The organism is Rhodococcus sp. 06-1460-1B (assembly GCF_002258475.1).
GTDB lineage: Bacteria > Actinomycetota > Actinomycetes > Mycobacteriales > Mycobacteriaceae > Rhodococcoides > Rhodococcoides fascians.
This window is the reverse complement of sequence record NZ_NOYS01000018.1, coordinates 259,107-283,306: the sequence shown is the minus strand read 5'-3', so window position 1 is coordinate 283,306 and position 24,200 is coordinate 259,107. Positions and strand designations below refer to the sequence as shown.

At 66.7% G+C, this 24,200-nt stretch carries 22 protein-coding genes; 15 read left to right on the top strand and 7 right to left on the bottom strand.

What is annotated here, in order from left to right:
* Positions 1 to 46 precede the first annotated feature (46 nt).
* A complete protein-coding gene (locus CH268_RS07370) occupies positions 47 to 1,219 on the top strand; it encodes a THUMP-like domain-containing protein (protein ID WP_094663093.1) in 1,173 nt (390 codons plus the stop codon).
* On the opposite strand, the gene CH268_RS07365 is transcribed toward CH268_RS07370, so the two are convergent.
* On the bottom strand, positions 1,207 to 2,535 hold the full coding sequence (locus tag CH268_RS07365; protein ID WP_094663091.1) for an outer membrane protein assembly factor BamB family protein: 1,329 nt from the start codon (positions 2,533 to 2,535) through the stop codon (positions 1,207 to 1,209). The genes CH268_RS07370 and CH268_RS07365 overlap by 13 nt on opposite strands.
* Before the next feature lie 151 nt (positions 2,536 to 2,686).
* On the opposite strand from CH268_RS07365, the gene CH268_RS07360 reads away from it, so the two are divergent.
* Positions 2,687 to 3,448: an acyltransferase gene (locus tag CH268_RS07360; RefSeq protein ID WP_027496620.1), complete on the top strand. Its 762-nt coding sequence runs from the start codon at positions 2,687 to 2,689 to the stop codon at positions 3,446 to 3,448.
* Positions 3,449 to 3,501: 53 nt separating this feature from the next.
* Here CH268_RS07360 and CH268_RS07355 read toward each other — a convergent pair whose 3' ends face one another.
* Genes CH268_RS07355 through CH268_RS07345 form a run of 3 tightly spaced genes read right to left on the bottom strand, consistent with a single transcriptional unit; the run spans position 3,502 to position 7,123 of the window.
* Entirely contained in the window at positions 3,502 to 4,749 is a 1,248-nt protein-coding gene (locus CH268_RS07355; RefSeq protein WP_094663089.1) for a glycosyltransferase family 4 protein, read from the bottom strand.
* Complete coding sequence (locus CH268_RS07350; RefSeq protein WP_094663208.1) at positions 4,746 to 6,260, bottom strand: 1,4-alpha-glucan branching protein domain-containing protein; 1,515 nt, start codon at positions 6,258 to 6,260, stop codon at positions 4,746 to 4,748. The genes CH268_RS07355 and CH268_RS07350 overlap by 4 nt, the downstream gene beginning before the upstream one ends.
* Positions 6,261 to 6,283: 23 nt before the next feature.
* Positions 6,284 to 7,123: a class I SAM-dependent methyltransferase gene (locus CH268_RS07345; protein WP_032366359.1), complete on the bottom strand. Its 840-nt coding sequence runs from the start codon at positions 7,121 to 7,123 to the stop codon at positions 6,284 to 6,286.
* Between the two features lie 173 nt (positions 7,124 to 7,296).
* Between CH268_RS07345 and CH268_RS07340 the strand changes: the two genes are divergently transcribed.
* The 10 genes from CH268_RS07340 to ligA all read left to right on the top strand — a co-directional run bounded on the left by CH268_RS07340 (position 7,297) and on the right by ligA (position 18,170).
* Entirely contained in the window at positions 7,297 to 8,097 is an 801-nt protein-coding gene (locus CH268_RS07340; protein WP_027496624.1) for an electron transfer flavoprotein subunit beta/FixA family protein, read from the top strand.
* Positions 8,098 to 8,140: 43 nt separating this feature from the next.
* Positions 8,141 to 9,097 (top strand): electron transfer flavoprotein subunit alpha/FixB family protein, encoded by a 957-nt coding sequence (locus CH268_RS07335; RefSeq protein WP_027496625.1) that lies wholly within the window; start codon positions 8,141 to 8,143, stop codon positions 9,095 to 9,097.
* A 153-nt stretch (positions 9,098 to 9,250) separates the two neighbouring features.
* Positions 9,251 to 10,069 (top strand): GNAT family N-acetyltransferase, encoded by an 819-nt coding sequence (locus CH268_RS07330; protein ID WP_032372652.1) that lies wholly within the window; start codon positions 9,251 to 9,253, stop codon positions 10,067 to 10,069.
* Positions 10,066 to 10,995 carry a lysophospholipid acyltransferase family protein gene (locus CH268_RS07325; RefSeq protein WP_045841877.1) on the top strand — a complete coding sequence of 310 codons (930 nt, stop codon included), beginning with the start codon at positions 10,066 to 10,068 and terminating at the stop codon, positions 10,993 to 10,995. Before CH268_RS07330 ends, CH268_RS07325 begins: the two co-directional genes overlap by 4 nt.
* Positions 10,996 to 11,077: 82 nt before the next feature.
* Positions 11,078 to 12,316 (top strand): cysteine desulfurase family protein, encoded by a 1,239-nt coding sequence (locus CH268_RS07320; protein WP_094663087.1) that lies wholly within the window; start codon positions 11,078 to 11,080, stop codon positions 12,314 to 12,316.
* A complete protein-coding gene (mnmA, locus tag CH268_RS07315; RefSeq protein ID WP_094663085.1) occupies positions 12,316 to 13,404 on the top strand; it encodes a tRNA 2-thiouridine(34) synthase MnmA in 1,089 nt (362 codons plus the stop codon). The genes CH268_RS07320 and mnmA overlap by 1 nt, the downstream gene beginning before the upstream one ends.
* Positions 13,401 to 14,420, top strand: coding sequence for a methionine synthase (locus CH268_RS07310; protein ID WP_094663083.1), 1,020 nt, complete (start codon positions 13,401 to 13,403; stop codon positions 14,418 to 14,420). Before mnmA ends, CH268_RS07310 begins: the two co-directional genes overlap by 4 nt.
* A gap of 155 nt (positions 14,421 to 14,575) precedes the next feature.
* Positions 14,576 to 15,763 carry a GGDEF domain-containing protein gene (locus CH268_RS07305; protein ID WP_094663081.1) on the top strand — a complete coding sequence of 396 codons (1,188 nt, stop codon included), beginning with the start codon at positions 14,576 to 14,578 and terminating at the stop codon, positions 15,761 to 15,763.
* A 25-nt stretch (positions 15,764 to 15,788) separates the two neighbouring features.
* Entirely contained in the window at positions 15,789 to 15,971 is a 183-nt protein-coding gene (locus CH268_RS07300; RefSeq protein WP_094663079.1) for a hypothetical protein, read from the top strand.
* 54 nt (positions 15,972 to 16,025) lie between these two features.
* A complete protein-coding gene (gene ligA, locus CH268_RS07295) occupies positions 16,026 to 18,170 on the top strand; it encodes an NAD-dependent DNA ligase LigA (protein WP_441346971.1) in 2,145 nt (714 codons plus the stop codon).
* A 30-nt stretch (positions 18,171 to 18,200) separates the two neighbouring features.
* Here ligA and CH268_RS07290 read toward each other — a convergent pair whose 3' ends face one another.
* Positions 18,201 to 18,851, bottom strand: coding sequence for an amino acid-binding protein (locus CH268_RS07290; RefSeq protein ID WP_027496633.1), 651 nt, complete (start codon positions 18,849 to 18,851; stop codon positions 18,201 to 18,203).
* A 292-nt stretch (positions 18,852 to 19,143) separates the two neighbouring features.
* Between CH268_RS07290 and gatC the strand changes: the two genes are divergently transcribed.
* From gatC to CH268_RS07275, 3 genes are read left to right on the top strand one after another with little or no spacing between them, the layout of a single operon-like run.
* Complete coding sequence (gatC, locus tag CH268_RS07285; protein WP_027496634.1) at positions 19,144 to 19,443, top strand: Asp-tRNA(Asn)/Glu-tRNA(Gln) amidotransferase subunit GatC; 300 nt, start codon at positions 19,144 to 19,146, stop codon at positions 19,441 to 19,443.
* A complete protein-coding gene (gene gatA, locus CH268_RS07280) occupies positions 19,440 to 20,912 on the top strand; it encodes an Asp-tRNA(Asn)/Glu-tRNA(Gln) amidotransferase subunit GatA (RefSeq protein ID WP_032366363.1) in 1,473 nt (490 codons plus the stop codon). The genes gatC and gatA overlap by 4 nt, the downstream gene beginning before the upstream one ends.
* Positions 20,913 to 20,918: 6 nt before the next feature.
* Positions 20,919 to 22,001, top strand: a complete 1,083-nt coding sequence (locus CH268_RS07275) for an alpha/beta hydrolase (protein ID WP_094663075.1) — start codon at positions 20,919 to 20,921, stop codon at positions 21,999 to 22,001.
* Positions 22,002 to 22,036: 35 nt separating this feature from the next.
* Here CH268_RS07275 and CH268_RS07270 read toward each other — a convergent pair whose 3' ends face one another.
* The gene (locus tag CH268_RS07270) at positions 22,037 to 23,431 is read right to left on the bottom strand and encodes an alpha/beta-hydrolase family protein (protein ID WP_094663073.1); all 1,395 of its coding nucleotides are present in this window, start codon (positions 23,429 to 23,431) and stop codon (positions 22,037 to 22,039) included.
* Positions 23,431 to 24,072 (bottom strand): hypothetical protein, encoded by a 642-nt coding sequence (locus CH268_RS07265; RefSeq protein ID WP_176457864.1) that lies wholly within the window; start codon positions 24,070 to 24,072, stop codon positions 23,431 to 23,433. Before CH268_RS07265 ends, CH268_RS07270 begins: the two co-directional genes overlap by 1 nt.
* Between the last annotated feature and the right edge of the window lie 128 nt (positions 24,073 to 24,200).

Below are 24,200 nucleotides of genomic sequence, written 5' to 3'. Positions count from 1 at the left end.
ACCACCGTCGGCCGTACGGCCGACGCTGCATCGATCGGTCCCAACCGTGGGCTATGACTTCACCGGCACCGACCTCGACTTTCTGCGAAGCGAGGCCGGTGCCGAGGCACTCGGTGCAGTCGACCGACTCGAGCTCGATGCGCGAACTTCGCTGCGCGATATCGCCTCGGTACGTGCCCGCTACCCCGAGCACGTTGCGGCCCTCGTCGAGACGGTGACGGTGCGGCGGAAAGCACGGGCGAAGCTGCTGGGGTCCGACGGCTGGCTCGTCACCGACGACGCGGTGCAGCAGGCGACGCCGACGACCGTCGCTCGCAGGCGCGCGGACCGCCTGGCCGGACGGCGGGTGCACGATGTCACCTGCTCCATCGGCAGCGAGCTGGCGGCGTTGGTCGACACGACCGAACTTGCGGTGGGAAGTGACCTGGACCCGATTCGGGTGCGCATGGCTGCCCACAACGTGCCCTCCGCGACGGTGCTGCGCGCCGACGCACTGACCCCGACGACACGGGGGACAGTGATCGTGGCCGATCCCGGACGACGCGTCGGTGGTCGCCGACGGCACGATCCCGCGGCGCTCGAACCTCCGTTGCCGGATCTCCTCCACGCGTATCGGGGGCGAGATCTGGTCGTCAAATGTGCGCCCGGGCTGGATTTCGATGCCCTCGATTGGCCCGGTGAGATCGAGGTGGTCTCCCTCGACGGGGGAGTACGCGAGGCGTGCCTATGGTCGGAAGGTCTCGGCGACAGCGGAATTCGGCGTCGTGCCGCGGTCCTGCGATCCGACGGAAGTGCGCTCGAGATCACCGACGCCGAGTCGGACGAGATTCCCGTTCGGCCGCCCGGTGAATACATCGTGGATCCGGACGGTGCGGTCGTGCGGGCCGGACTGGTGCGGCACTACGGTGCCAAATTCGGCCTCTGGCAATTGGATCCGAGGATCGCGTACCTGACGGGCGACGCCGTACCCGTCGGCGTGCGTGGTTTCCGAATCCTCGAACAGTCGAAGTTCTCGGAGAAAGTGCTTCGGCAGCAACTGAATCGACTGGGGTGTGGCGCGGTGGAGATCCTGGTGCGCGGAGTCGACGTGGATCCCGCGTTGCTCAGGCCCAAACTCAAGCTGCGGGGCCGGGTCTCGCTGTCGGTCGTCATCACTCGCATCGAGCGCTCGGCCGTGGCGTTCGTCTGCGTGCCTGGCGCGGTCCGTCAGCCGGTGTAGGTAAAGATCTCGCCCAGGTAGCTCGCCGTGACGACCTGCCCGTCGGGACCGACGGACGTGCCCACGGTGGTGCCGACGACATCGGGTAGGGGCTGCGAATCGATGCTGTCGCCCGTCGCCGCGTCGAACGTGAGCAGAGCCAGCCCGTCGCCGTCGCGAACGACGGTGTGGCCGCGCCCGTCCGCGGATTGTGCTGCTGCCCCGGCCTGTTCGACGTCGTCGCGAACCCACACGCGCTCGGCCGAGTCGCCGTTGTCTCGAAGTCCCATCAGGGTGCCGTCGCCGCCGGCCGGGACGATGGTGCCGTCGGAGGCGATCGATGGACTGCCTCCGATTCCGAGTCCCGTGCCCTCGGTCCACTTCTGTTTCCCGTCCGAGGTGTCGAATGCGGTCAGTCGCCCGTCGACGTCGGCGATGTAGACCGTCGATCCGTCCTCGGAGAGCACCGGGCTCGATGCGACGCCTGCAGGGAGGAGGTCCGAGGACCACCGTTCGACGAGTCCAGGTGCGCCGTCGCGGGAGTACTGCAGCGAGACCAGTTGCGGCGCAATCGAACCCGGTCGCCACAGGGTCAGGTAGATGGCGTCGCTGTCGCGGTCCACCGCGGGCGCGGCAGGCACAGCGCATTCGGATTCACCCGAACTGCACTGGGCGAGTCCGGTGTCCATCGGCTCGAAGTCCGCATCGGGGTCGGTCAAGAAGTCCGGGGCCGGAACGAGATCGAGAATGGGTACTCGCAGTTGGCCGTTCTGGGAATCGAGGACACTGACCTGACCCATCTGGGTGATCGACAGCACGCTGCCGTCGCCCAAGAACTGGGCGGATTTCGAAACACCGTATACCGGTGTACGCCAACGTAATTGCCCGTGATCGTTGTACGAGTTCAGCCCGCCTTCGTCGCCGATGTAGACATTGATCGCAGAATCGACGGTGGGGGTGGCAGTCACCACGGAAGGGCCGATCCGGTTGCACCAGCGCTTGCGGGCCGACTCGATCTCGAACGAGAACAGATTGCAACCCGATTCGGTTGCGGCAGTGACGAACAGCTGACCGTTCGAGCCGATCGATACCGGTGACGTCACGGTGCCGCCGGTGGGTCGAGTCCAGTCCAGCGTCAGTGGAGCACCGACCGATACGTCCGTCGAGCCACTGTTGCGGAGGTTCGCGTGCGCCGCGGGCCAGGAGTCGGGCGAGAGCGGTTCGATGGCAGCAGGTTCCGTGCTGCACCCGGCAAGGGTCAACAGGACCGTCGCAGCCACTGCAGTCAGACCCTTGCCTGCTCCGGACGTCGAACCTGCACCGAACCCGACACGCATTCGAGCACTCCCCATGATGTCCGTTGTGCCCTTTCGATCGGCGGTCGCTCGGCCTGCTGCGCCGATGCCCGGGCATCGGTCGAGAGACAACACTAGCCCGCTGACGGGTGCCGGCAGAGAGCGGGCGAGCGAGAAACTAGGGTGAACGTCCATGACGAGTATGTGGAACGCGCCGCTGCGAACACGCTGGCGCGGGTCGAGGCGACGCGACAGCGAGCAGGCGCGGTTTCTCACGCGGGCGTCCCTCGACTGGGTGCTCGCCAACAAGGCCTACACCCCCTGGTACCTGGTTCGGTACTACCGTCTGGCCAAGTTCAAGCTCGCGAACCCGCACGTGATCCTGCGGGGCATGGTCTTCCTCGGCAAGAACGTCGAGATTCACTCCACCCCTGAACTGTCTCGCCTCGAGATCGGCCGGTGGGTCCACATCGGCGACGGCAATGCCATCCGGTGCCACGAGGGTTCGCTCCGCATCGGAGACAAAGTGGTGTTCGGCAAGGACAACGTCGTCAACACTTACCTCGACATCGAGATCGGCGCGTCGACGCTCGTGGCCGACTGGTGCTACATCTGCGATTTCGACCACCGGATGGACGACGTGAACATGCCCATCAAGGACCAGGGAATCGTCAAGGGCCCGGTACGAATCGGACCCGACACCTGGATCGCCGCCAAGGTGACGATCCTGCGGGAGACCAGAATCGGGCGAGGCTGCGTCCTCGGTGCCCATGCCGTCGTCAAGGGTGAGATTCCGGACTACAGCATCGCCGTCGGTGCCCCGGCCAAAGTCGTCCGCAATCGCAAGACGGCCTGGGAGGCCGGCGCAGCCGAGCGAGCGAAGTACATCGCGGCACTCGAAGACATCGCGCGCAAGAAGGCTCTCGGTCAGGCCGAGGCGGCGCGGGAGAGCTGAGACCCAGGTGAGTGGAACCTCGTAGTCCACTACGAGGTTCCACTCACATGGGGTCAGCTGCGATCGGGCAGGGCGCGTTCGACGATGTGCGGGCGACCCAGCGGATGGCGAACCTTGCGCTTGGCTTCGAGGTACACCCGAGCCGTCGACTCCGCGACGTGCTTCCAGTCGAAGTCGACGGTGAGACGTTCACGAGCGGCGACGGCTCTCTCCTGCGCCGCATCGGCGTTGTCCAACACCCGCCGCACCGCCGCCGACAGCGCGGCCACATCACCCGGCGGAAAGGACAGCCCGGTGACGCCGTCGACGATCGCCTCACCGAGTCCGCCGGCCGTCGATGCCACCAACGGAATGCCCGCGGCTGCGGCCTCCAGAGCGATGATGCCGAAGGGTTCGTACCGGCTGGGAAGGACGATGGCGTCGGCGCCGTGCAGCCATCCGAGCAGATCGGAGTGGTTCAGGTTGCCGAGGAACGACACCGACCTGGCGACGCGGTGGGTGCGTGCCAGACCTGCCAGCCACCCGAACTGAGTGCCTTCGCCGGCGATGTGCAGCGTGGTGCCGGGGTGACTTCGTCTGACGCGTGGCAGAGCGGCTATGGCGTCCTGGATGCCCTTCTCGTATTCCAGACGACCGACGAAGAGCAATTTCGCGGGCTCGGAGCGGGGCTGTCGGCGTCGGAAACTCCACGCGGATCCGTCGATGCCGTTGTGAATGACCGAGACCGCCGACTCGGCGACGTCGAACAGGGCCGTGACCTCGTCCTTCATCGACGCCGAGCACGCGATGATCGCGTCGGAATCGTTCGCGAGCCACCATTCGATCGAATGGACCTGGCGGTTGACGGTGCCCGAGATCCAGCCGCTGTGGCGTCCGGCTTCGGTGGCATGGATGGTCGAGACCAGCGGCACGTCGTAGAACTCGGCCAGAGCGATGGCCGGGTGCGCGACCAGCCAGTCGTGGGCGTGGACGACATCGGGCTGCCAACCGTCGCCGAGGCCGGGTTTACCGAGGGCGACCCCTGCCCGCACCATGGCGTGCCCCATCGCCAGAGTCCACGCGAGCATGTCCTCTCCGAACACGAAGTGCGCCGGATCCTCGGCGACGGCGACCACCAGTACGCCGTCCTCGATGTGGTGGGACGTGGGATGGGTGGACGCGTCGGTGCCGGTGGGTCGACGTGAGAGAACGACGACCTCGTGCCCGCAGCGCACCAGCTCGGTCGCCAGGTGATGAACGTGGCGACCCAGCCCGCCGACCACCACGGGTGGGTACTCCCACGACACCATCAGAACTCTCATCTACGCCCCCCTGGGCCTTCTCGGCGTGCATCGGGCAGTCTGCGTGCGTCCAGCGCCGCGAACAGTCCGTCTGCGTGATTCCATTGCCGCGCCAATTCTTCGGCTCGGGCCGGGTGCTGCTGCGCGGCAGCGATTTCACGTAGCGCATGTGCGTGGACGTGAGCTCGCTCTCGGGCGTATCCGGCCGCGGAGTCCTTGCTGACCATGAACGCCCAGTCGCTGGCCACGGCCATGAGTGTCTCACGCAGAATCTGATCGTCGACTCGATTGCGCAGTTCGGGGCCACCCGCCCGGCTTCGGACGGCACGGGAGGCGTCGACGGCATCGAGCGCGGTCCGGGACACCTCGGCGTTGAGTTTTACCAGGTCGGCGACGTCGTCGCCTGCCCACACGCGCCAGTCCTTGCCCGATCCCCAGGAAGAATCCTGCAGTTCGAGTGGGGCTCCGACGTATCCCCGTTCCCGGGCATCGTTCAACGTTCCAACGGTGACTCCCGCGGCGGGCAGGGCGCGCATCAACTTTTCGAGCCACTGTGGCCCCTCGTGCCACCAGTGTCCGAACAGTTCGGTGTCGAAGGCGGCCACCACCACGGCATCGCGGCCGATCCGCTCGGATTCGGAGATCAATCGCCGACGCACCACGTCGACGAAGTCGGCGACGTGACGGTCCACTGCTGCCGCGGCACGCTCGGGTTCGTAGGGAGCCTTGTCGTTCGAGTCGACGGTGCGGCCGGTGACCCGGGCCGGTTTGAGTCCGGTCGCGTGGTCGTAGGTGTGGAAATCCCGGTAGGCACCGTGGCCCGGGTAGCCGGACTTCGGTGACCAGACGCGGTAGCTGACCGGGAGATCGCGCCCGAACGCGACGACGTCCGAATCCCACACGGGCCGGCCGAGGGAGGTGTCGCCCCGCATGGCGGGGCCGTCGACCATGAAGTGCGAGACGCCTGCGGCCGCGTATTCGGTTTCCATGCCCGGGGTGAATCCGCATTCCGGTGCCCAGATGCCGCGGGGAGTGGTGCCCCATCGGGCGGCGGCGTCGCGTAGGCCCTCGCTCAGCGAGAACCGCCGCAGTCGTTCGTCGAGCAGCGGTTGGAACGGGTGCGCGAGCGGCCCGCCCAGCAGTTCGACGATGCCCTCGTCGATCAGCGGACGCAGCACCGCCGAGCCGCCGTGTCGCCATCGCGTCTCGAAGCGGTCCAGAGCAGCGGCGGATGCCCTGTGTTCGCGTACCGAGAGCGCAGGGTCGGTCGCTTCGTGGGCGCGTAGCTGCCAGTTTCCGAGCCAATGGTGCATACCGGCCAGACAGTGCGGATCGTCGAGCTGGGCCGCGAGCACCGGGGTGACGCCGAGCGAGAGAACGTCGCTGTAACCGTCCTCGGCCAGCCGTTCCAGTGCCGCGGTCAGTGGGAGGTAGCAGTCGGCCCAGGACTGGTACAGCCATTCCTCGCCGACGGGCCACCTGCCGTGATTGGCCAACCAGGGCAGGTGGGAGTGCAGAACGAGGGAGAACATGCCCGGCACGGTGGCACCGGATGTCACCCGATCACCGCAGCCGAGCTCTTTCGGGCGACGGCGACCAGGTCGAGGCTGTCGTCGATTCGATCGGCCGCGATGTCGAAGTCGGCGATGGTGATCGCGGCGACGTCCTCGGCGAGTTCGGCAGGCCAGGGTTCACCGGCGAGTGCTCGTTCGATCTGCGCGTCGATGAAGGATCCGCCGTGTTTGGCGTCGAGGGCGGCCAGCGTGCTGCCGTGCCGGACTCCGGTGAGTTCGGTGACCTCGAGGCGGGCGGCGACGAGCAACTCGGTCAGTTCTGCCGCGTCGAGTTCGCGGGTGTGGAAGGGGTTGAGGGGAGTGTCGCGTCCGGGCGAGAAGGTGATGCGGTTCGGTGTGCTGATCAGCAGCGTGCCGCCGGGCTCGAGGACGCGGTGCACTTCGGCCAGGAACGCTCCTTGATCCCAGAGGTGTTCGATGACCTGGAAGTTGACGACGACACCGACCGAGGAATCCGCGAACGGAAGGCGGTCGAGATTGCCGCGCACCATCGTCACCGCGGGGTAGCGCGCGTGGACGTGCGTCGCGGCCGAGACGTCGTAGTCGAGGCCGACGACGCAGGCCGCAACCTCGGCAATCATGTTGGCTCCGTAGCCTTCTCCGGATCCGGCTTCGAGCACCGTGCGGTCGCGGCACCGCTCTGCGAGGGCACGGTAGACCACCTCGTGACGGCGGAACCAGTAGTTCTCCTCGGCGATGCCGGGCACAGTCCGCTCGCCGGTGAGGGGGAGTGGTTCCGGTGCCGGTGTCCGAGCCGATGAATCGTTCACCGACGGAAGGTTAGTGCCTCCGGCGATGAGGTAAGCCAACGTGGTCTCCATAACAGTCGGGGTGCGGATGTATGGTCGATCGGGCAGGGAGGTAAGTTACCCACCAGTAACTACGGTGGGGTAACCTCGTAGCGGAACGTAGAACTGCACCAACCGTTCGACTTGCAGCAACCGTTAGAACACTCACGATCAGCAGAACATGACCAGGAGGTCGACGCAGACCCATGACGAACATCGTTGTTTTGATCAAGCAGGTTCCAGACACATGGTCCGAGCGCAAGCTCAGCGACGGTGACTACACCCTCGATCGCGAGGCTGCAGACGCCGTTCTCGACGAGATCAACGAGCGGGCCGTCGAAGAAGCCCTGCTCATCAAGGAAGCTCAGGGCGGTGAGGTCAAGGTTCTGTCCGCAGGCCCCGATCGCGCCACCGACGCGATCCGCAAGGCTCTGTCGATGGGCGCGGACAGCGCGGTACACCTCAACGACCCGAGCCTGCACGGCTCCGACGCCATCCAGACCGGGTACGCCCTGGCTGCGGCACTGGGCAACGTCGCGTTCGAGAACGACGAGCCTGCCGATCTCATCATCGCGGGTAACGAGGCCACCGACGGCCGCACCGGCGCAGTTCCGGCGATCATCGCCGAATACCTGCAGATCCCGGCCCTGACGCAGCTGCGCAAGCTGTCCGTCGCAGACGGCAAGGTCACCGGCGAGCGCGAGACCGACGAGGGCATCTTCGGACTCGAAGCCACGCTGCCCGCCATCGTGAGCGTCACCGAGAAGATCAACGAGCCGCGGTTCCCGTCGTTCAAGGGAATCATGGCCGCCAAGAAGAAGACGGTGCAGACCATCACTCTGGCCGACATCGGTGTCGAGGACGGCATCGTCGGCGTCGACAACGCCGGAACGACGGTCACCTCGTCCACCCCCAAGCCTCCCAAGACTGCCGGCGAGCGGCTCACCGACGAGGGCGACGGCGGCGACAAGATCGCCACCTACCTCGTAGGCCAGAAGATCATCTGATCCCGCCCCACCGAGCAATCGAAGACCAACGAGGAGCAAAGTCATGGCAGAAGTACTCGTGCTCGTGGAGCACGTCGAAGGAACACTGAAGAAGGTCAGCTCCGAGCTGATCACCGCGGCCCGTGCACTGGGTGAGCCGTCCGCGGTCGTCACCGGCCCGGTCGGTACCGCCGACAAGGTCGCCGACGCGTTGACCGAGGCCGGTGCCGAGAAGATCTACGTCGCCGAGTCCGACGACGTCGACGGTTTTCTCGTCACGCCGAAGGTCGACGTCCTGTCGTCCCTCGCCGAGTCGGTCTCGCCTGCGGCGATCATCACCGCAGCGACGATCGAGGGCAAGGAAGTTGCCGGCCGCCTCGCCGCCCGTCTGGGCTCGGGCTACCACAACGACGTCGTCGCGATCAACGGCGACGGCAGTGCCGTCTACTCCATCTTCGGTGGTGCGTTCACCGTCGAGGCCAAGGCCAACGGCGACGTCCCCGTCCTCTCGCTGCGCCCCGGCGCAGTCGAGGCAGAGCCGAAGGCCGGAGCGGGAACCCGCGAGACCGTCGAGGTCCCGGCGCAGGAAGAGGGCACCGTCAAGGTCACCTCGCGTGACCCGATCGTCGGCGGCGACCGTCCGGAACTGACCGAAGCGACGGTCGTCGTCTCCGGTGGACGTGGCGTCGGCAGCGCCGACAAGTTCACCGTCGTCGAGGATCTGGCAGATTCGCTGGGTGCCGCAGTGGGTGCCTCGCGTGCCGCCGTGGACTCCGGTTACTACCCGGGCCAGTTCCAGGTGGGCCAGACGGGCAAGACCGTCTCCCCGCAGCTGTACGTTGCACTCGGCATTTCCGGAGCCATCCAGCACCGTGCCGGCATGCAGACCTCGAAGACCATCGTCGCGGTGAACAAGGACGAGGAAGCACCCATCTTCGAGATCGCCGACTACGGCATCGTCGGTGACCTGTTCAACGTCGCGCCTCAGCTGACCGAGGCCGTCAAGAAGCACAAGGGATAGCCTCTCGGCGAAAATCTCTGCTCGACGGGCCCTCATCGCGATTGCGGTGGGGGCCCGTCGCGTTTCGACTGGCGCAATCGTGTTCATGCAAACTCTTCCGACACTTCTCCTCGGCGATGCCCGGTAGTCTTCCCCGCTCGTTAGACACACCTCATGACCACTTCCGTCATGAGCTCGACTGCATCGATCGTCCCGGCCACCGACCGCTATTCGCTCGTGTTGTCCACCGACCCCGAACACCGACTCGCGGCGCAGCGCCTGCGCTACGACGTGTTCGCCTCCGAGCCCGGCTTTGCCATACCCACCGACACGGACGGTCTGGACGCCGACCGGTTCGACGATTTCTGCGACCACCTTCTCGTTCGCGACCAGTGGACCGACACGTTCGTCGGTTGCTATCGCATGTTGCCGCCGCAGGCCGCGGTGTCGGCAGGCGGCTATTACACCGCAACCGAATTCGACATCTCCGCGCTCGATCCCGTCGGGATGAACATCGTCGAAATGGGTAGGGCTGCTGTGCATCCCGACCACCGATCGGGGTCGGTCCTCGGCCTGATGTGGGCGGGAATCCTGCACTACCTCGACGTGACGGGATACGAGTGGGTGATGGGTTGCGTGTCGGTTCCGATGCAATCGGCTCCCGGGGAAGCGGTCGGGGCCAACGTGCGTGGTGTTCGCGACCGGCTGTTGGATCGACACGCGACAGCGGTCGACAGGCGGGTCGTGCCCTACAACCCCGTGATCGTCGACGGCGTCGATCTCCTCGACATTCCGGCGGCGAAGCGAGCGTCCATGCCGCCGTTGATGAACGGGTACCTCCGGCTCGGTGCCTCCATCTGCGGTGAGCCCGCCCACGACCCGGAATTCGGAGTGGCGGATTTCGTCGCGCTCCTCGGCCTGCACGAGGCCAACACCAGGTATCTGGACCGTCTTCGTTCTGCAGCAACGACATTCGAGTCGGGTGCCCGATGACGCAACCCCTGGTTCGCGCACACGCCTGGATGCCGTCCTCGCCGTGCGGTGACGGGTGTCTGCCGAAGAATCCGCCCACGGTGCGTCGAATCGTCCTCGTTCTGCGCATCGCTGCGGCGATCGCGGCCTTTGCGCTGTTGCCGCTGTTGGTCGTCCTGGGGGTGCCCTTTCCCCGGGTTCGGCACGCGTTGACGCGGCTGGGCGCTCGGATGCTGCTATCGGCCATCGGCATCGATCTCACCGTGCTCGATACACGCTCGGAGCGGGAGCGGTCGCGTACGGCAGGTGGTGCCCTGCACGTTTCCGGACACATTTCGTGGACCGACGTCGTCGTCCTCACGGCAGTGCGCCCGTCGACGTTCGTTGCGCGAGCCGATCTGGTGGACTGGCCGCTGCTCGGGCGACTGGCCCGGGCGATGAAGGTGCTCCCCATCGATCGCGCACGACTGCGTGAGCTCCCGGCCGTTGTCGACCAGGTTGCCGACCGAATCCGCGCAGGCGCTTCGGTCGTGGTGTTCCCCGAGGCCACCACCTGGTGTGGGTTGGCCTACGGATCGCTTCGCCCGGCTCTGTTGCAGGCTGCCATCGATTCCGAGACGTGGGTGCAGCCCATCCGGCTGCGCTATCTCGATCGACACGGCGAACCGACCACCGCGACGTGCTTCGTCGGAGACGAGACGATCGGAGCGTCGATCGGCCGCATCTTCCGGCTCGCCGGACTGCGCGCCGAGGTCGAGTTCACCGCCCCGGAAGCGCCGGGCGGCGATCGACACGACCTCGCGCGGCGCTGCGAGGTGGCGATCCGACGCGACGACGGAGTGGAGCCTGCGGAACGACCCCGGAAGGACGTCTACGACCCGACGGTGCACGAGGTGATGGCCGAAGCCGAGCGAAGCCCCAGCGCGCCGACGGTTGCAGCCGCCTGATCCACAGCTGAACCGGGCGACCGTGGACCCACCTCGCGCAGGTAGGTCCGCGGTCGCTCGACCGGGTATCGTCGAGCGCGTTATGCCTTCTGTGCGCAGTACGCCTGCCCCCGCCCCGCCGCAGCCATCGGTGTACCTCGATCACGCCGCGACCACTCCCATGTTGCCGTGTGCGATCGAGGCGATGAACTCCGTGTTCGGCACCGTCGGGAACGCATCGTCGCTGCACACCTCGGGCCGGTCCGCCCGTCGCCGGGTCGAGGAATCTCGCGAGTCTATCGCCGCGGACCTCGGTGCGCGCCCGTCCGAGGTGATCTTCACCTCCGGTGGTACCGAAAGCGACAATCTCGCCGTCAAGGGCATTTTTTCGGCCCGTCGAGACTCGAACGCCGCACTGACCAGGATCATCGCCAGCTCGGTGGAGCATCACGCCGTGCTCGACGCGGTGGAGTGGCTCGTCGCGCACGAAGGGGCGAGTGTCACCTGGCTCCCGGTCGACGACGAAGGCCGGGTCACCCCCGATGTGCTGCGCGCCGAGCTGGCTCTGCACGCAGACGAGACGGCGCTGGTGACGGTCATGTGGGCCAACAACGAGATCGGCACCGTCATGCCGATCGCCGAACTCGCAGCGGTGGCCGCGGAGTACGGCGTTCCGATGCACAGCGACGCCGTGCAGGCCGTACCGCACCTACCAGTGGGATTCGCCGACAGCGGTCTGTCCGCCCTGAGTATCGCCGCACACAAGTTCGGGGGCCCGCAGGGCGTCGGAGCCCTGTTGCTGGGCCGCCAGGTCCCGTGCGTGCCGCTGTTCCACGGTGGTGGACACGAACGTGACGTCCGGTCCGGCACGCCCGACACGGCCGGCGTCGTCGCGATGGCGGCCGCACTGCGATCGACGGTACAGAATCTGTCGCTGCACGGGGAACGAACTCGCGCGTTGCGTGATCGACTCATCACCGGGGTTCGCGAGGTGGTGCCCGACGCCATCCTCAACGGCCCGGAGGGCGACGGGCGGCTCGCCGGCAACGTGCACTTCACCTTCCCCGGGTGCGAGGGGGATTCGCTGTTGATGCTTCTCGACGCCGCGGGCATAGAATGTTCGACGGGATCTGCCTGCACTGCGGGTGTGGCGAGCGCGAGCCATGTTCTGATCGCGCTCGGGTGCGATCCGGGCGTGGCCCGCGGATCCCTGCGGTTCTCGTTGGGAACCGGCTCGTCCGATTCGGACATCACCACTGTGCTTGCGGCCCTGCCGCAGGTCGTCGAACGTGCTCGTGCCGCCGGACTTGCCGGCGTCGGAGCTCGAGGAGGAAATCGCTGATGCGTGTTCTTGCTGCCATGAGCGGGGGAGTCGACTCCGCAGTCGCCGCGGCTCGAGCCGTCGACGAGGGGCACGACGTCGTGGGCGTTCACCTGGCGCTGTCCACCGCTCCCGGGGCGCTGCGGACCGGCTCTCGCGGGTGCTGCTCGAAAGAAGACGCCGGGGATGCACGCCGAGCTGCCGACGTCCTCGGAATACCGTTCTACGTCTGGGACTTCGCGGATCGGTTCAAAGAAGACGTCATCGACGACTTCGTCGCCTCGTACGCCGCGGGGGAGACTCCGAACCCGTGCCTGCGGTGCAACGAGAAGATCAAGTTCTCCGCGCTCGCGGACCGCGCGTTGGCACTGGGCTTCGACGCCGTCGCGACCGGGCACTACGCGCAACTGCACGACGGAGTTCTGCGGCGTGCGGTGGACGCCGACAAGGATCAGTCCTACGTGCTGGCCGTCCTGAACCGCGGGCAGCTCTCGCGTGCGATGTTCCCCATCGGCGACACCCCCAAGTCCGAGATCCGCGAGGAAGCAGCCGAGCGGGGTCTCGCCGTCGCCGACAAGCCGGACAGTCACGACATCTGCTTCATTCCCTCGGGCGACACCCGGGCCTTCCTCGGCGCACACATCGGTGTTCGTCCCGGCAAGGTCGTCGACTCCGAGACCGGAGCCGAGTTGGCGGACCACGACGGTGTGCACGGCTTCACCATCGGCCAGCGTAAGGGTCTCGGGGTGGAAGGACCGGCCGTGGACGGCCGTCCGCGCTACGTCACCTCGATCGAACCGGACACCGGCACCGTCATGGTCGGTTCGGCGCAGAAGCTGGACGTCTGGTCCATCACCGGAGACCGCGCAGTATGGACCGAGGGCACCGCGCCCACCGGGCCCATCGAATGCGTCGTACAGGTTCGGGCGCACGGCGGGCTGACCGACGCGGTTGCCGAGTCCGTCGGCGACGGCATGGAGATCCAGCTCCGGGCACCCTTGACCGGTGTCGCCAAGGGGCAGGCAGCGGTGTTGTACCGCAAGGACATTCACGGTGACATCGTGATCGGCAGCTCGACCATCTCGGGCACCCGATCCGAGCGCGAGTGACCCCGAGCACGTTCGGAGGGCTGGCGACCGGCATAGGTTCGTGGCCCGGCACCGACGTTCGTGAGGCCGTCGCCATCGTCCTCGGCGAGCTGGGTGAACTGCCACACGTGGTCGAACTGCCCGGGCGCGGGCTCGGTGCCGACATGATCGGCCGCACCGGAGCCATCATGGTCGACGTCGAACTCGACGTTCGGACGTCGGGCTACCGCGTCGTACCGCGTCCGATGCTGGCCGGTCGCCGTGCGACCGACTTTCTCACCGAGGATCTCGACGTGCTCGAAGAACTGTGGGAGGTCGCGGGACTACGCGGTACCGGCCGGACCATCAAGGTGCAGGCTGCAGGACCGTTCACCATGGCCGCGCAGGTCGAATTGCGGCACGGACACCGTGCGCTGACCGACCGCGGCGCTCTACGGCACTTCGCGGAATCCCTCGGCGAGGGGCTGCGTCTGCACTGCGCAGAAGTGGCACGCAGACTTTCGGCGAACGTGGTGGTCCAACTCGACGAACCCAGTCTCGCCGCCGTTCTCGCGGGCAGTCTGACCGGGATCACCGGTATCGACTCGGTGCGCGCGATCCCGGAACCGGAGGTTCTGGACCTGCTCGACTCACTGATCGACACCATCGCGTTACCGGTCGCTGTGCACTGCTGTGACGGGGGGGCTCCCGTCGATCTGCTGCGCCGAACCCGAGCCGTCGCGGTGGCCGTGGATGCACACGAGCTGCGCCGAACCGACCTCGATGCGCTGGGAGAGCTGCTCCAGGCCGGCAAGACCCTCGTCCTGGGATCGGTTCCGTCGGCAACCCCGGACCTACCACCCTTGTGGCGCGAGTGCGCCGAGCCCGGTGTGAAGTTGGTCGACAGCCTCGGCTTCGATCGTTCGATACTCGCTTCGCAGGTGTCGGTGACGCCGTCCTGCGGCTTGGCCGGAAGCACGCCCGAGTGGGCTCGTCGAGCAACGGCTCTCACCCACGAGGTTGTCGCGGCCTATCGGGACGCACCCGAATCGTTGTGACCACGAACCGGGACATTGTGACGAAGCACAGTGTGCCGAGTCGGAATGCCTGGAGCGTCCTGCGGCTCCGTCCCGGGTCGTTCGGGACGTACAACAGGTGTGACATCATTCACACGGCCGTCGGGGGTCTGCTTTGAATCGGTGGGAGTTCGTACATGGCATCAGGTGGTCGCGGCTTCGATGAAGTCGCCTCCCTCCGACGTTCCGGCCGGCATCGACGCGGAGTTCTGGCCAAACTCGCTGCCGCCACGTCGGATTGGTACCGGGCTCCGCACGACTTCGAATGGATCATCAACCACCGGTCCACTCGTCCACTGACGGGAATCATCCGGGTCGTCTTCGGCACCGCCGTCCTGATGTATGCCCTCACGTCGATTCTCATGTTGTTCAGCGATCTCGGCCCCACCGGTTCGCCGGCAATCGGGTGGGTCTTCTTCGTCCTGTTCACGCAGGTACTCGTTGCCGCACGGTGCGTGTTCGGCCCGATCCCCGGGAAGAAGTTCTTCGTCGGGTTTCTGGCGTTCGGCGACATTCTGACCACCTCGGTGCTGGTGTTGTACGCGCCGGTCGCGTCCTTGATCGGAACGGTGCTGTTCGCCGTCACCGGAGCGTTCTGTACGTATTTTCTCAGTCCTCGATTGCTCGTGGCCCACCTGGTGTGGACGGCGACGTTCATCATCGGCTTCGGTATTCGCACGTTCCTCGCTGTGATGGACGGCGAGGTGGTTGCCGTAGACGGACCGGCGGTCGCGACGGCGACGGTGGTGCTGTTGCTGGCAACGGTGGCGGTACCGGTGTTCGCGCAGGTGGCGTGGACGACGTTGTCCAACGACGCCAAGCGGTCGGTACTCGATCCTCTGACCGGGGTGTACAACCGCCGCGGTATCGACAGTGAACTGCTCGACCTGTGGCAGCTCGCGAACAAACGCGGACTGTCGATGGCGTTCCTGGTGGTCGACATCGACAAGTTCAAGGCCGTCAACGACCGCTACGGCCACAGCCGGGGCGACGAGGTCATCGTCCGGGTCGCGGATCGGCTGCGCAGACTCGCCCGCCACCACGGCGGAGTGCTCGCGCGAACCGGTGGCGAAGAATTTCTGCTGGCCGTCGTCGGACCTGCGCAGAGCACCGTCGACCTCGGCGTCGATGTGGTGCGCGTGCTGTGCGACCACCGGGACGACATTCCGGTCACGGCGAGCGTCGGTATGGCACTGCTGCGTGAGGACTCCGCGCTGTGGGACGTGGGCACCTCCGTCGTGGGACGAGCGGCTCGCACGGCGGACGCGGCGATGTATCGGTCCAAGCAGTCCGGCGGGAACAGTGTGGTCGTCGATGAGATCTGACACGGGGATCTGCGATGATCGAGACATGTATCGACTCTCGGACGCCCAGCGGCGCGGTCTGCCCGCCGGTGTCCTGCTCTCGGTGATGGCCTCCGTCCTCGGCGGTATCTACTCCGACGACTTCCTGACCGGATTCGCGCTGACTGCCGGAATCTGCGCGGTGGCGTTGATCGGCGCCACCCTGCTGCTGGGCCTGATGGGCAGATAGCTTTCCGGACGCAGGATCGTTTCGATGTCGGTGCCGTCGGATAATCTTCGTCACGTGCCTGAGCCGACCGAACTGCCTGCAGGAACCGACGATGCCGCCGAGGCTGCCGGAGTCGAACTCGATCCTGCCACCCCTGCCGACCGCGAGCGGTGGCAGACACTGGCCGAGGAAGTACGTGGACATCAATTTCGCTACTACGTACGTGATTCGCCCGTCGTCTCGGACGGTGAATTCGATGGCCTGCTGCGCGAACTGAACGATCTCGAACAAGCCCACCCGGACCTGCGTACGGCCGACTCACCGACCCAACTCGTGGGCGGTGGTTTCGCGACGGAGTTCACCGCCGTCGACCATCTGGAACGAATGCTGAGCTTGGACAACGTGTTCGATCACGACGAGCTCCGTGCGTGGGCCAAGCGGGTCGAGACCGAGGCCGGTCCGGATCTGCACTACCTGTGCGAAGTCAAGATCGACGGTGTGGCGTTGAACCTGGTGTACGAGAACGGAACTCTGGTGCGCGGTGCGACCCGAGGTGACGGGCGGACCGGCGAGGACGTCACGCTCAATGCTCGGACGATCGACGACATCCCCGATACCTTGACCGGCAGCGCCGAATATCCGATTCCGGAGCTGCTCGAGGTGCGCGGTGAGGTGTTCTTCCGGCTCGAGGACTTCCAGGCACTCAACGCGGCGCTCGTCGAGGAGGGCAAACCCCCGTTCGCCAATCCGCGGAACTCGGCGGCGGGCTCGCTTCGTCAGAAGAACCCGGCCGTGACCTCGAAACGGCGTCTCGGCATGATCTGTCACGGCTTCGGACGGATGGTCGGGTTCACCCCCGATTCGCAATGGCACGCCTACGAGGCTCTGCAGGCGTGGGGTCTGCCGATCTCCACCCACACGACGCGCGTGCAGGGCATCGACGCCGTCGTAGAGAAGGTCGAATACTGGGACAAGCACCGCCACGATGTCGAGCACGAGATCGACGGCCTGGTGGTCAAGATCGACGAGATGTCGTTGCACCGTCGGCTCGGAACGACGTCGCGAGCACCGCGGTGGGCCATCGCGTACAAGTACCCACCCGAGGAAGTCACCACCACCCTGCTGGACATTCGCGTCAGCGTCGGCCGAACCGGTCGAGTGACTCCGTTCGCGTACATGACGCCGGTGCTCGTCGCGGGGTCCACGGTGTCTCTCGCGACCCTGCACAACGCGTCGGAGGTCAAGCGCAAGGGCGTTCTGATCGGTGACACCGTCACGATTCGCAAAGCGGGAGAGGTCATTCCGGAAGTGCTCGGCCCGGTCGTCGACGCCAGGACCGGCGACGAGACCGAATTCGTCATGCCCACCGAATGCCCGGAATGCTCGACGCCGTTGGCACCGGCGAAGGACGGCGACGCGGACCTGCGCTGCCCCAATTCGCAGTTCTGCCCGGCGCAACGCCGTGAGCGTGCGTTCTTCGTGGCCGAACGGCAGCGTTTCGACATCGAGGGTCTCGGATACGAAGCGGCGACGGATCTTCTGGCCACCGGTGCGATCGAGGACGAGGGCGATTTGTTCTCGCTCACCGAAGAAGACCTGATGAAGACGGCGATCTTCCGCACGAAATCGGGCGCATTGTCGGCCACCGGTCGCAAACTGCTCGACAATCTGTCCTCCGCCAAGAATCAGCCTCTGTGGCGAGTGCTGGTGAGCCTGTCCATTCGCCACGTCGGCCCCTCCGCCGCACGAGCCCTCGCCGGAGAATTCGGCAGCCTCGAGCGCATCGAAGCAGCGTCCGTCGAGGAGTTGTCGGCGGTGGACGGGGTGGGCGGCACCATCGCGGCTGCTGTGTCCGAATGGTTCGAGGTCGACTGGCACCGAGCCATCGTGGAGAAGTGGCGGAATGCCGGTGTCTCGATGGAGGACGAGCGAGACGCCTCCATCGAGCGCAATCTGGAAGGCCTGTCGATCGTCGTCACCGGTTCACTCGAGTCCTACTCGCGTGACGAGGCCAAAGAGGCGATCTTGCTGCGGGGCGGAAAGGCCGCCGGTTCGGTGTCGAAGAAGACGGCGTTCGTCGTCGTCGGTGAATCGCCCGGTTCGAAGCACGACAAGGCCGTCGAGCTCGGCGTACCGGTCCTGGACGAGGCAGGGTTCACGCGTCTGTTGACCGAAGGCCCGGACGCAGTGTCGGAGCCGCCGACGGACACCGACGCGTAGCAGTAGGAGAGACCGGGCGAGTTCCGGTGATCAGGTAAGGACGGTTGCGACGATCCCGGCGAGGTAACCGAGCCGGGCTACCTCCGACGGCCTGAACTCGGGCCCTCCCGGCCGGCCGAGCATCAGCACGGTGCCGGTGGTGCCGAGGGGAGCGGCAGCGATCTTGGTGTCCATGTCCCGCCACACCTGAGGTACCCAGTCTGCGTCGGAGTCGAGTGCAGCGGGAGAGGTCAACGGGAACCAGGGCAATTCGGCGGCGTGTGTTTCGGGTGCGCCCGGGCTACCGACCAGGCGGAACGGACCGTGCGCGTTGGTGGCCACCACGGTGCTCCAGCCCACGCGCAGAACGCGGGGAGCGCCGTCGACCAGAACTTGCAGACGGTCGTCGGATGCCGCTGCGACCCGGTCGATCAGTTCCAGTTCGCGATGGGTGTCGAGAACGCCGGTGTACGGGCGGATCGAGTCGACGCGGACGTCGGTGAGGTTCTCGGCTGCAGTGATCAGTGTGTCGGGAAGCGAACCGGGCGCAACGTCGACCACCAGGTCGTCGACCGCGTAGCCGTCGCCGCGTTCGATGACGTCGAGCGAGAGGATGTCCGCTCCGACCGAGCCGAGGGCCACGGCCAGCGATCCGAGGCTGCCCGGCCGGTCGGGCAGCTGCACGCGGAGCAGGTAGGACATGGCACGCTCCCTTTCGACGTCTGGCGTAGTTCAGGGAACACTGTGCACCCCCGGCGCGAGCAATCTTTGCATCTTCGACCTGGCCGGCTCGACACGCAACGCGGGACGTGACAATTCTGACACTCGTGCGGCCGAGATCGGCGGCCGATCGAGACCGCTGACCGGGAGTGAGGTCGGCGAAACGGTGCGCACTAGGCTGGACCGCGTTCGCGGACCTGTGCGGTTCGCTCTGCGCAAATACGGGGCCGGTTCCTGCAGGCCCCACTCCTACTGTGTGAAAGGGGTCTACGCGGTGCCCGATATCTCCCGCGACGAGGTCGCTCACCTCGCCCGGCTGTCGCGCTTGGCTCTCAGCGACGCCGAACTCGACGAGTTCGCCGGCCAGTTGGATTCGATCCTCCATCACGTCAAGACCGTCGCCGAGGTGGCGACGGACGACGTTGCGCCGACAGCCAACCCCAGCGACATCGTCAATGTGACGCGTCCCGACGTGATCGTTCCCGGTCTGACGCCGGAGCAGTCGCTGTCCGGTGCACCGAATGCCGAGGAGGGCCGTTTCGCGGTGCCGCAGATTCTGGGAGAGAGCGAATGACCGACCTGACCAAGCTCGACGCGTCCGAGCTCGCCGACCGTATCCACTCGCGTGACGTCAGTGCGGTGGAGGTGACCCGGGCACATCTGGATCGAATTGCCGAGGTCGACGGCGACCTTCACGCCTTTCTGCATGTGGCGAGCGCGCAGGCGCTGGCCGCCGCGAACGACGTCGACGCCGGGCTGGCCGCGGGCTCGGCACCGGCCTCACCGCTCGCCGGGGTGCCGTTGGCGCTCAAGGACGTGTTCACCACCACCGACATGCCGACCACCGCCGGCTCGAAGATTCTCGACGGGTGGGTGTCGCCGTACGACGCGACGCTGACCTCGAAGCTGCGAGCCGCGGGCATTCCGGTTCTCGGCAAGACCAACATGGACGAGTTCGCGATGGGCTCCTCCACCGAGAACTCCGCGTACGGACCGACCAAGAACCCCTGGGACACCACCCGGATCCCGGGCGGCTCGGGAGGCGGAAGCGCGGCTGCGCTCGCCTCGTTCCAGGCACCGTTGGCCATCGGCACCGACACCGGTGGATCCATCCGGCAGCCCGCGGCACTGACCGGCACCGTGGGAACCAAGCCGACGTACGGCAGCGTCTCGCGGTACGGACTCATCGCCTGCGCCTCCTCGCTGGATCAGGGTGGACCCTGTGGTCGTACGGTGCTCGACACCGCGTTGCTGCACGAGGTCATCGCGGGTTACGACCCGCGGGATTCCACGTCGGTCGACACCCCGGTTCGTCCCGTCGTCGAGGCGGCCCGAGAGGGCGCTCGCGGCGACCTGACCGGAGTGAAGGTGGGTGTGGTCAAGGAATTGCACTCGGACAACTATCAGTCCGGTGTCATCTCGTCCTTCGACGCCGCAGTGGCCGCATTGACCTCGCTCGGCGCCGAGGTGGTCGAGGTGTCGTGCCCCAACTTCGTCCACGCATTGGCTGCGTACTACCTGATTCTCCCGTCCGAGGTGTCGTCCAACCTGGCTCGGTTCGACGGAATGCGGTACGGCCTGCGTGCGGGCGACGACGGCCACCACAGCGCAGAGTCGGTCATGGCCACCACCCGCGCTCAGGGGTTCGGGCCGGAGGTCAAGCGCCGCATCATGATCGGCACCTACGCGCTGTCGGCCGGTTACTACGACGCGTACTACGGGTCGGCCCTGAAGGTTCGCACCTTGATCGCGCAGGACTTCGACGCGGCATACGAGAAGGTGGATGTGCTCGTATCGCCGACGACCCCGACGACGGCATTCCCGCTGGGCGACAAGGTAGACGACCCGATGGCGATGTATCTCAACGATCTGTGCACCCTGCCCACCAACCTGGCCGGCCACTGTGCGATGTCGGTGCCGTCCGGTCTGGCGTCCGAGGACGGTCTGCCGGTGGGTCTGCAGATCATGGCTCCCGCGTTCGCGGACGAGCGGCTCTACCGAGTCGGCGCTGCGTACGAGGCCGCCCGCGGCGATCTGCGGTAGTTCGAGGTGTTGCATCGGTGGGCCGCCCGGTTGGCGCATCTGCCCTTGCTCGGTGGAGCGGTCCCGGTCATCGGATTGGCGGCGGCCACGGTGCTGGCGATCGTGGCCGCCGGTGCGATCGTGGTTCGCATCCGCCGTGGCCGTCCGCTCGGCTCGCCCGTCGGTGGGCTGAGCGCACTGGGCCTGGCAGCGGCGCTCCTGGTCGCGACCGCCGTACTGACCAACCTGACGGTGACGCGGTACCCCACGGCCGCGTCGGCACTCGGGCGTACACCGGTCGTGCACGTCGAAGGACACGGCCGGTTGTTCGACGTGGAGGTGCCCGGCACGGTGTCGCAGTTTCGTGCTCGTCCGGCGACGGTCTATCTCCCGGCCGCGTACGACGACGGCGCGGACGACCTCCCGGTACTGGTGTTGCTCACCGGACAGCCCGGCCACGTGGTCGACTGGATCGAAGGTGGTCGACTACCGCAGACGATGGACGCGTTCGCGGCACGTCACGGCGGCGTCGCCCCGGTTGTCGTCGTCGCAGACGGGCTGGGGGACACCGAAGCCAACCCGATGTGCATGGATTCGGACCTCGGTAATGCTGCGACGTATCTGACAGTCGATGTCCCACAGTGGGTTCGGTCGAACCTCCACGTGTCCTCGGACCCGCGATCCTGGGCGGTCGGCGGGTACTCCTACGGCGGAACCTGCGCCCTCCAGCTCGCGACGACGGAACCGTCGGCGTACCCCACATTTCTCGACATCTCCGGTGAGGACGAACAACGTCGTGGAACCAGAGCGGAGTCGGTCCTTGCTGCCTACGGGGCGGACACACCGGCCGACGAGGATCGGTTCGATCGTTCTACGCCGCTGAACGTGCTCTCCCGCAACAGCTTTCCCGACTCTGCCGGTGCCTTCGTCGTCGGAGCCGACGACGAGGAGTTCAGGCCGCAGACCGAGCGGGCCTACCGGGCAGCCGCCGCCGCGGGCATGGATGTGCACTACAGCGAGCTGCCGGGAGGACATTCGATGCAGGTCTGGGCTCCGGCGCTCGATCAGGAGATGGACTGGCTCGGCAATCGGCTCGGTCTGCTCGGCTGACGGTCCAGCACTCCCTTTTCCGGCGGCCCCGCTCTTCAGCGGCAGCGAGCCATGGCCTCACCTTGGTCGGTCCCGTATCGATGGCCGTGGCCCGACGTGACATCCAATGCGGCGAGCAGGTCGACGGACGTCTGCAGGAAGCCGACGACAGGCAACCACGGCGGCCGTGGGGCGTCGAGCGTGAACGTTGTCGTATCCGGCGGTGACCACAACAGATCGAGAGACCATCGCGCGACGGGGTCCGAGGAGTTGGCCAGGACGGCGGCACCGTCGGTGTCGACCGATCCCGCGGGCGGGCCGGCCCAGACAGCCCCGCAGAGTGACGAAATGTTCTGTTGCACGGCAAGGTACGCATCACTTCCTGCAACCGAGCCCAGGCTCTGGCCGTACACGACAACTTTCGGTGTGGTCGGCTCCGCCGCCGCTCGTGTGGCGACCGCTCGAACCACGGCGTTCGCGGACCGGCGGGCGTCGTCCTCGGCGAACAGGAAGGTCGCCCAACTCGGCTTGTCGGAGTACTGCACCGCCACCGTCGCGACGTCACCGCCGAACGTTCTTTCGGCCCCGGTGATCGCATTCTCGTCCACCCAGCCGGACCCGGTGGGAATCGCGACCACGACGACGCTGCGTTCGAAGGCTCCAGCCCGTTCCATCTCGGAGACGGCCAGTGCCACACGCTCGTCCGGTGTCGCGGCCGACTCGAGTCCCACGTACGTCCGTACGGTGTCGAGATCCTGCCCTCCCGACGCGAACGCGCGGCCCTCGCGTCCCAGCGTGCGCCACGGTGCCGAGGATCCGGGACCGCCGGATCTCGTCTCCGATGTCGGGGCGGCCACTGCGTCGTCCATTGCAGAGTTCGAGGCCGAGTACGAGGCCGACAGAGTGGACCGCACGAACGGAACGGCCAGGGTGTATAACAGCGCAGCGACCGTGACGAGCATTGCCACGCAACGGTTCCGGCCCAGAGTGGAGCAGATTCGCCGGAGCGCGTTACCGGCTCCGCACAGTACGAGCGCAACGCACAGGGCACCCCCGGCAACGTCGACGGCGTAGCTCCAGCTCACCGGCTCGACGTCCATCGCGGCTCGTAAGCGATTCTGCCAGTGCATGTTCGAGGCCAACGCAACGCTCGAGATCAGTGCAGCAGTGACGACGGTCCACGCTCGTAGTCGTAGCGACGCGGGCCGTCGTCGCCCGAACACCCGTCGGCCCGCCCATGCGACCGTCAGAGCGAGTGCCACCATGATTCCGGTGAACAGGGCTGCGGTGGCGGTGGAGCGGGGCAGAAGTGACGGAGCCGAGGAGATCGCCACAGCCGCTGCAACGGACACCGACGTGCCGAGTCTCGGCAAGCGAATACGGTTGGGCGAGAGGATATCCGATGCGACCGGGGTCTCGACCCCACGGTCCGGGATGGCCGTGGTGGACATCAGCGTCGGTAGGTGAGGGTCGGGGTCATCGACACACGCCGGTACCGCGCGACAACGAGTGCGATCAGCAGCGTCAGCGCCAGCACGGCTCCGAACAGTGTCAGGGGCATGGCGGGTTCGGCGACCGGTGCACCGAACGATTGTCGCCAGGAATTGAGGTCGACTGCCGTGGCCGCCACGACCGCAGCTGCGTCGCAGATCTGCCGGGCCCCCTCCTCGGTGCGATGGTCACAGGCGTCGTGCATGCGACTGTCGAGTTGGGCGTCGATCGCCCTGCGCCATTGTGGGTCGACGGTCGTCCCCGTCGCGCTCGCGTACCGGAGCAGGTCGTATCCCAGGTCGTGGGCTCGGCACGCAGCCTCGAACTCGGGTGGCAGTGGGATCGGGGACGAGCAATCCCCGCCGGGATTGCTCGCCATCCCGTCCTGCACCGCGGGCCGGTAGCCCATGACGTCCGCGAAGTCGCTCGGGATTGTCGACGCAGCGTCCTCGGCGGGTTCGGTGACCAGTGCACGAACGGTCAGTGCCACCGGGGAGCGACCGTCCTCGGTGGGTGACGACGTTGCTGCTCCCGTCGTGGCGGTCACGACGACGATGGCAGCTGCCACGCACATCAGGGTGCGAGATATGTTCCGGCTCATGGCGATCGACGCTAAGTTCGGCCGGCCGAGGCGAGCATCGCTCCGAGGTTCGGCTGTGGTGAGTGCCCCCGGGACCGGTTCGACGCGGTCCTGATACCTCCGAGCCATGCCGAACCGATACCCCGGTA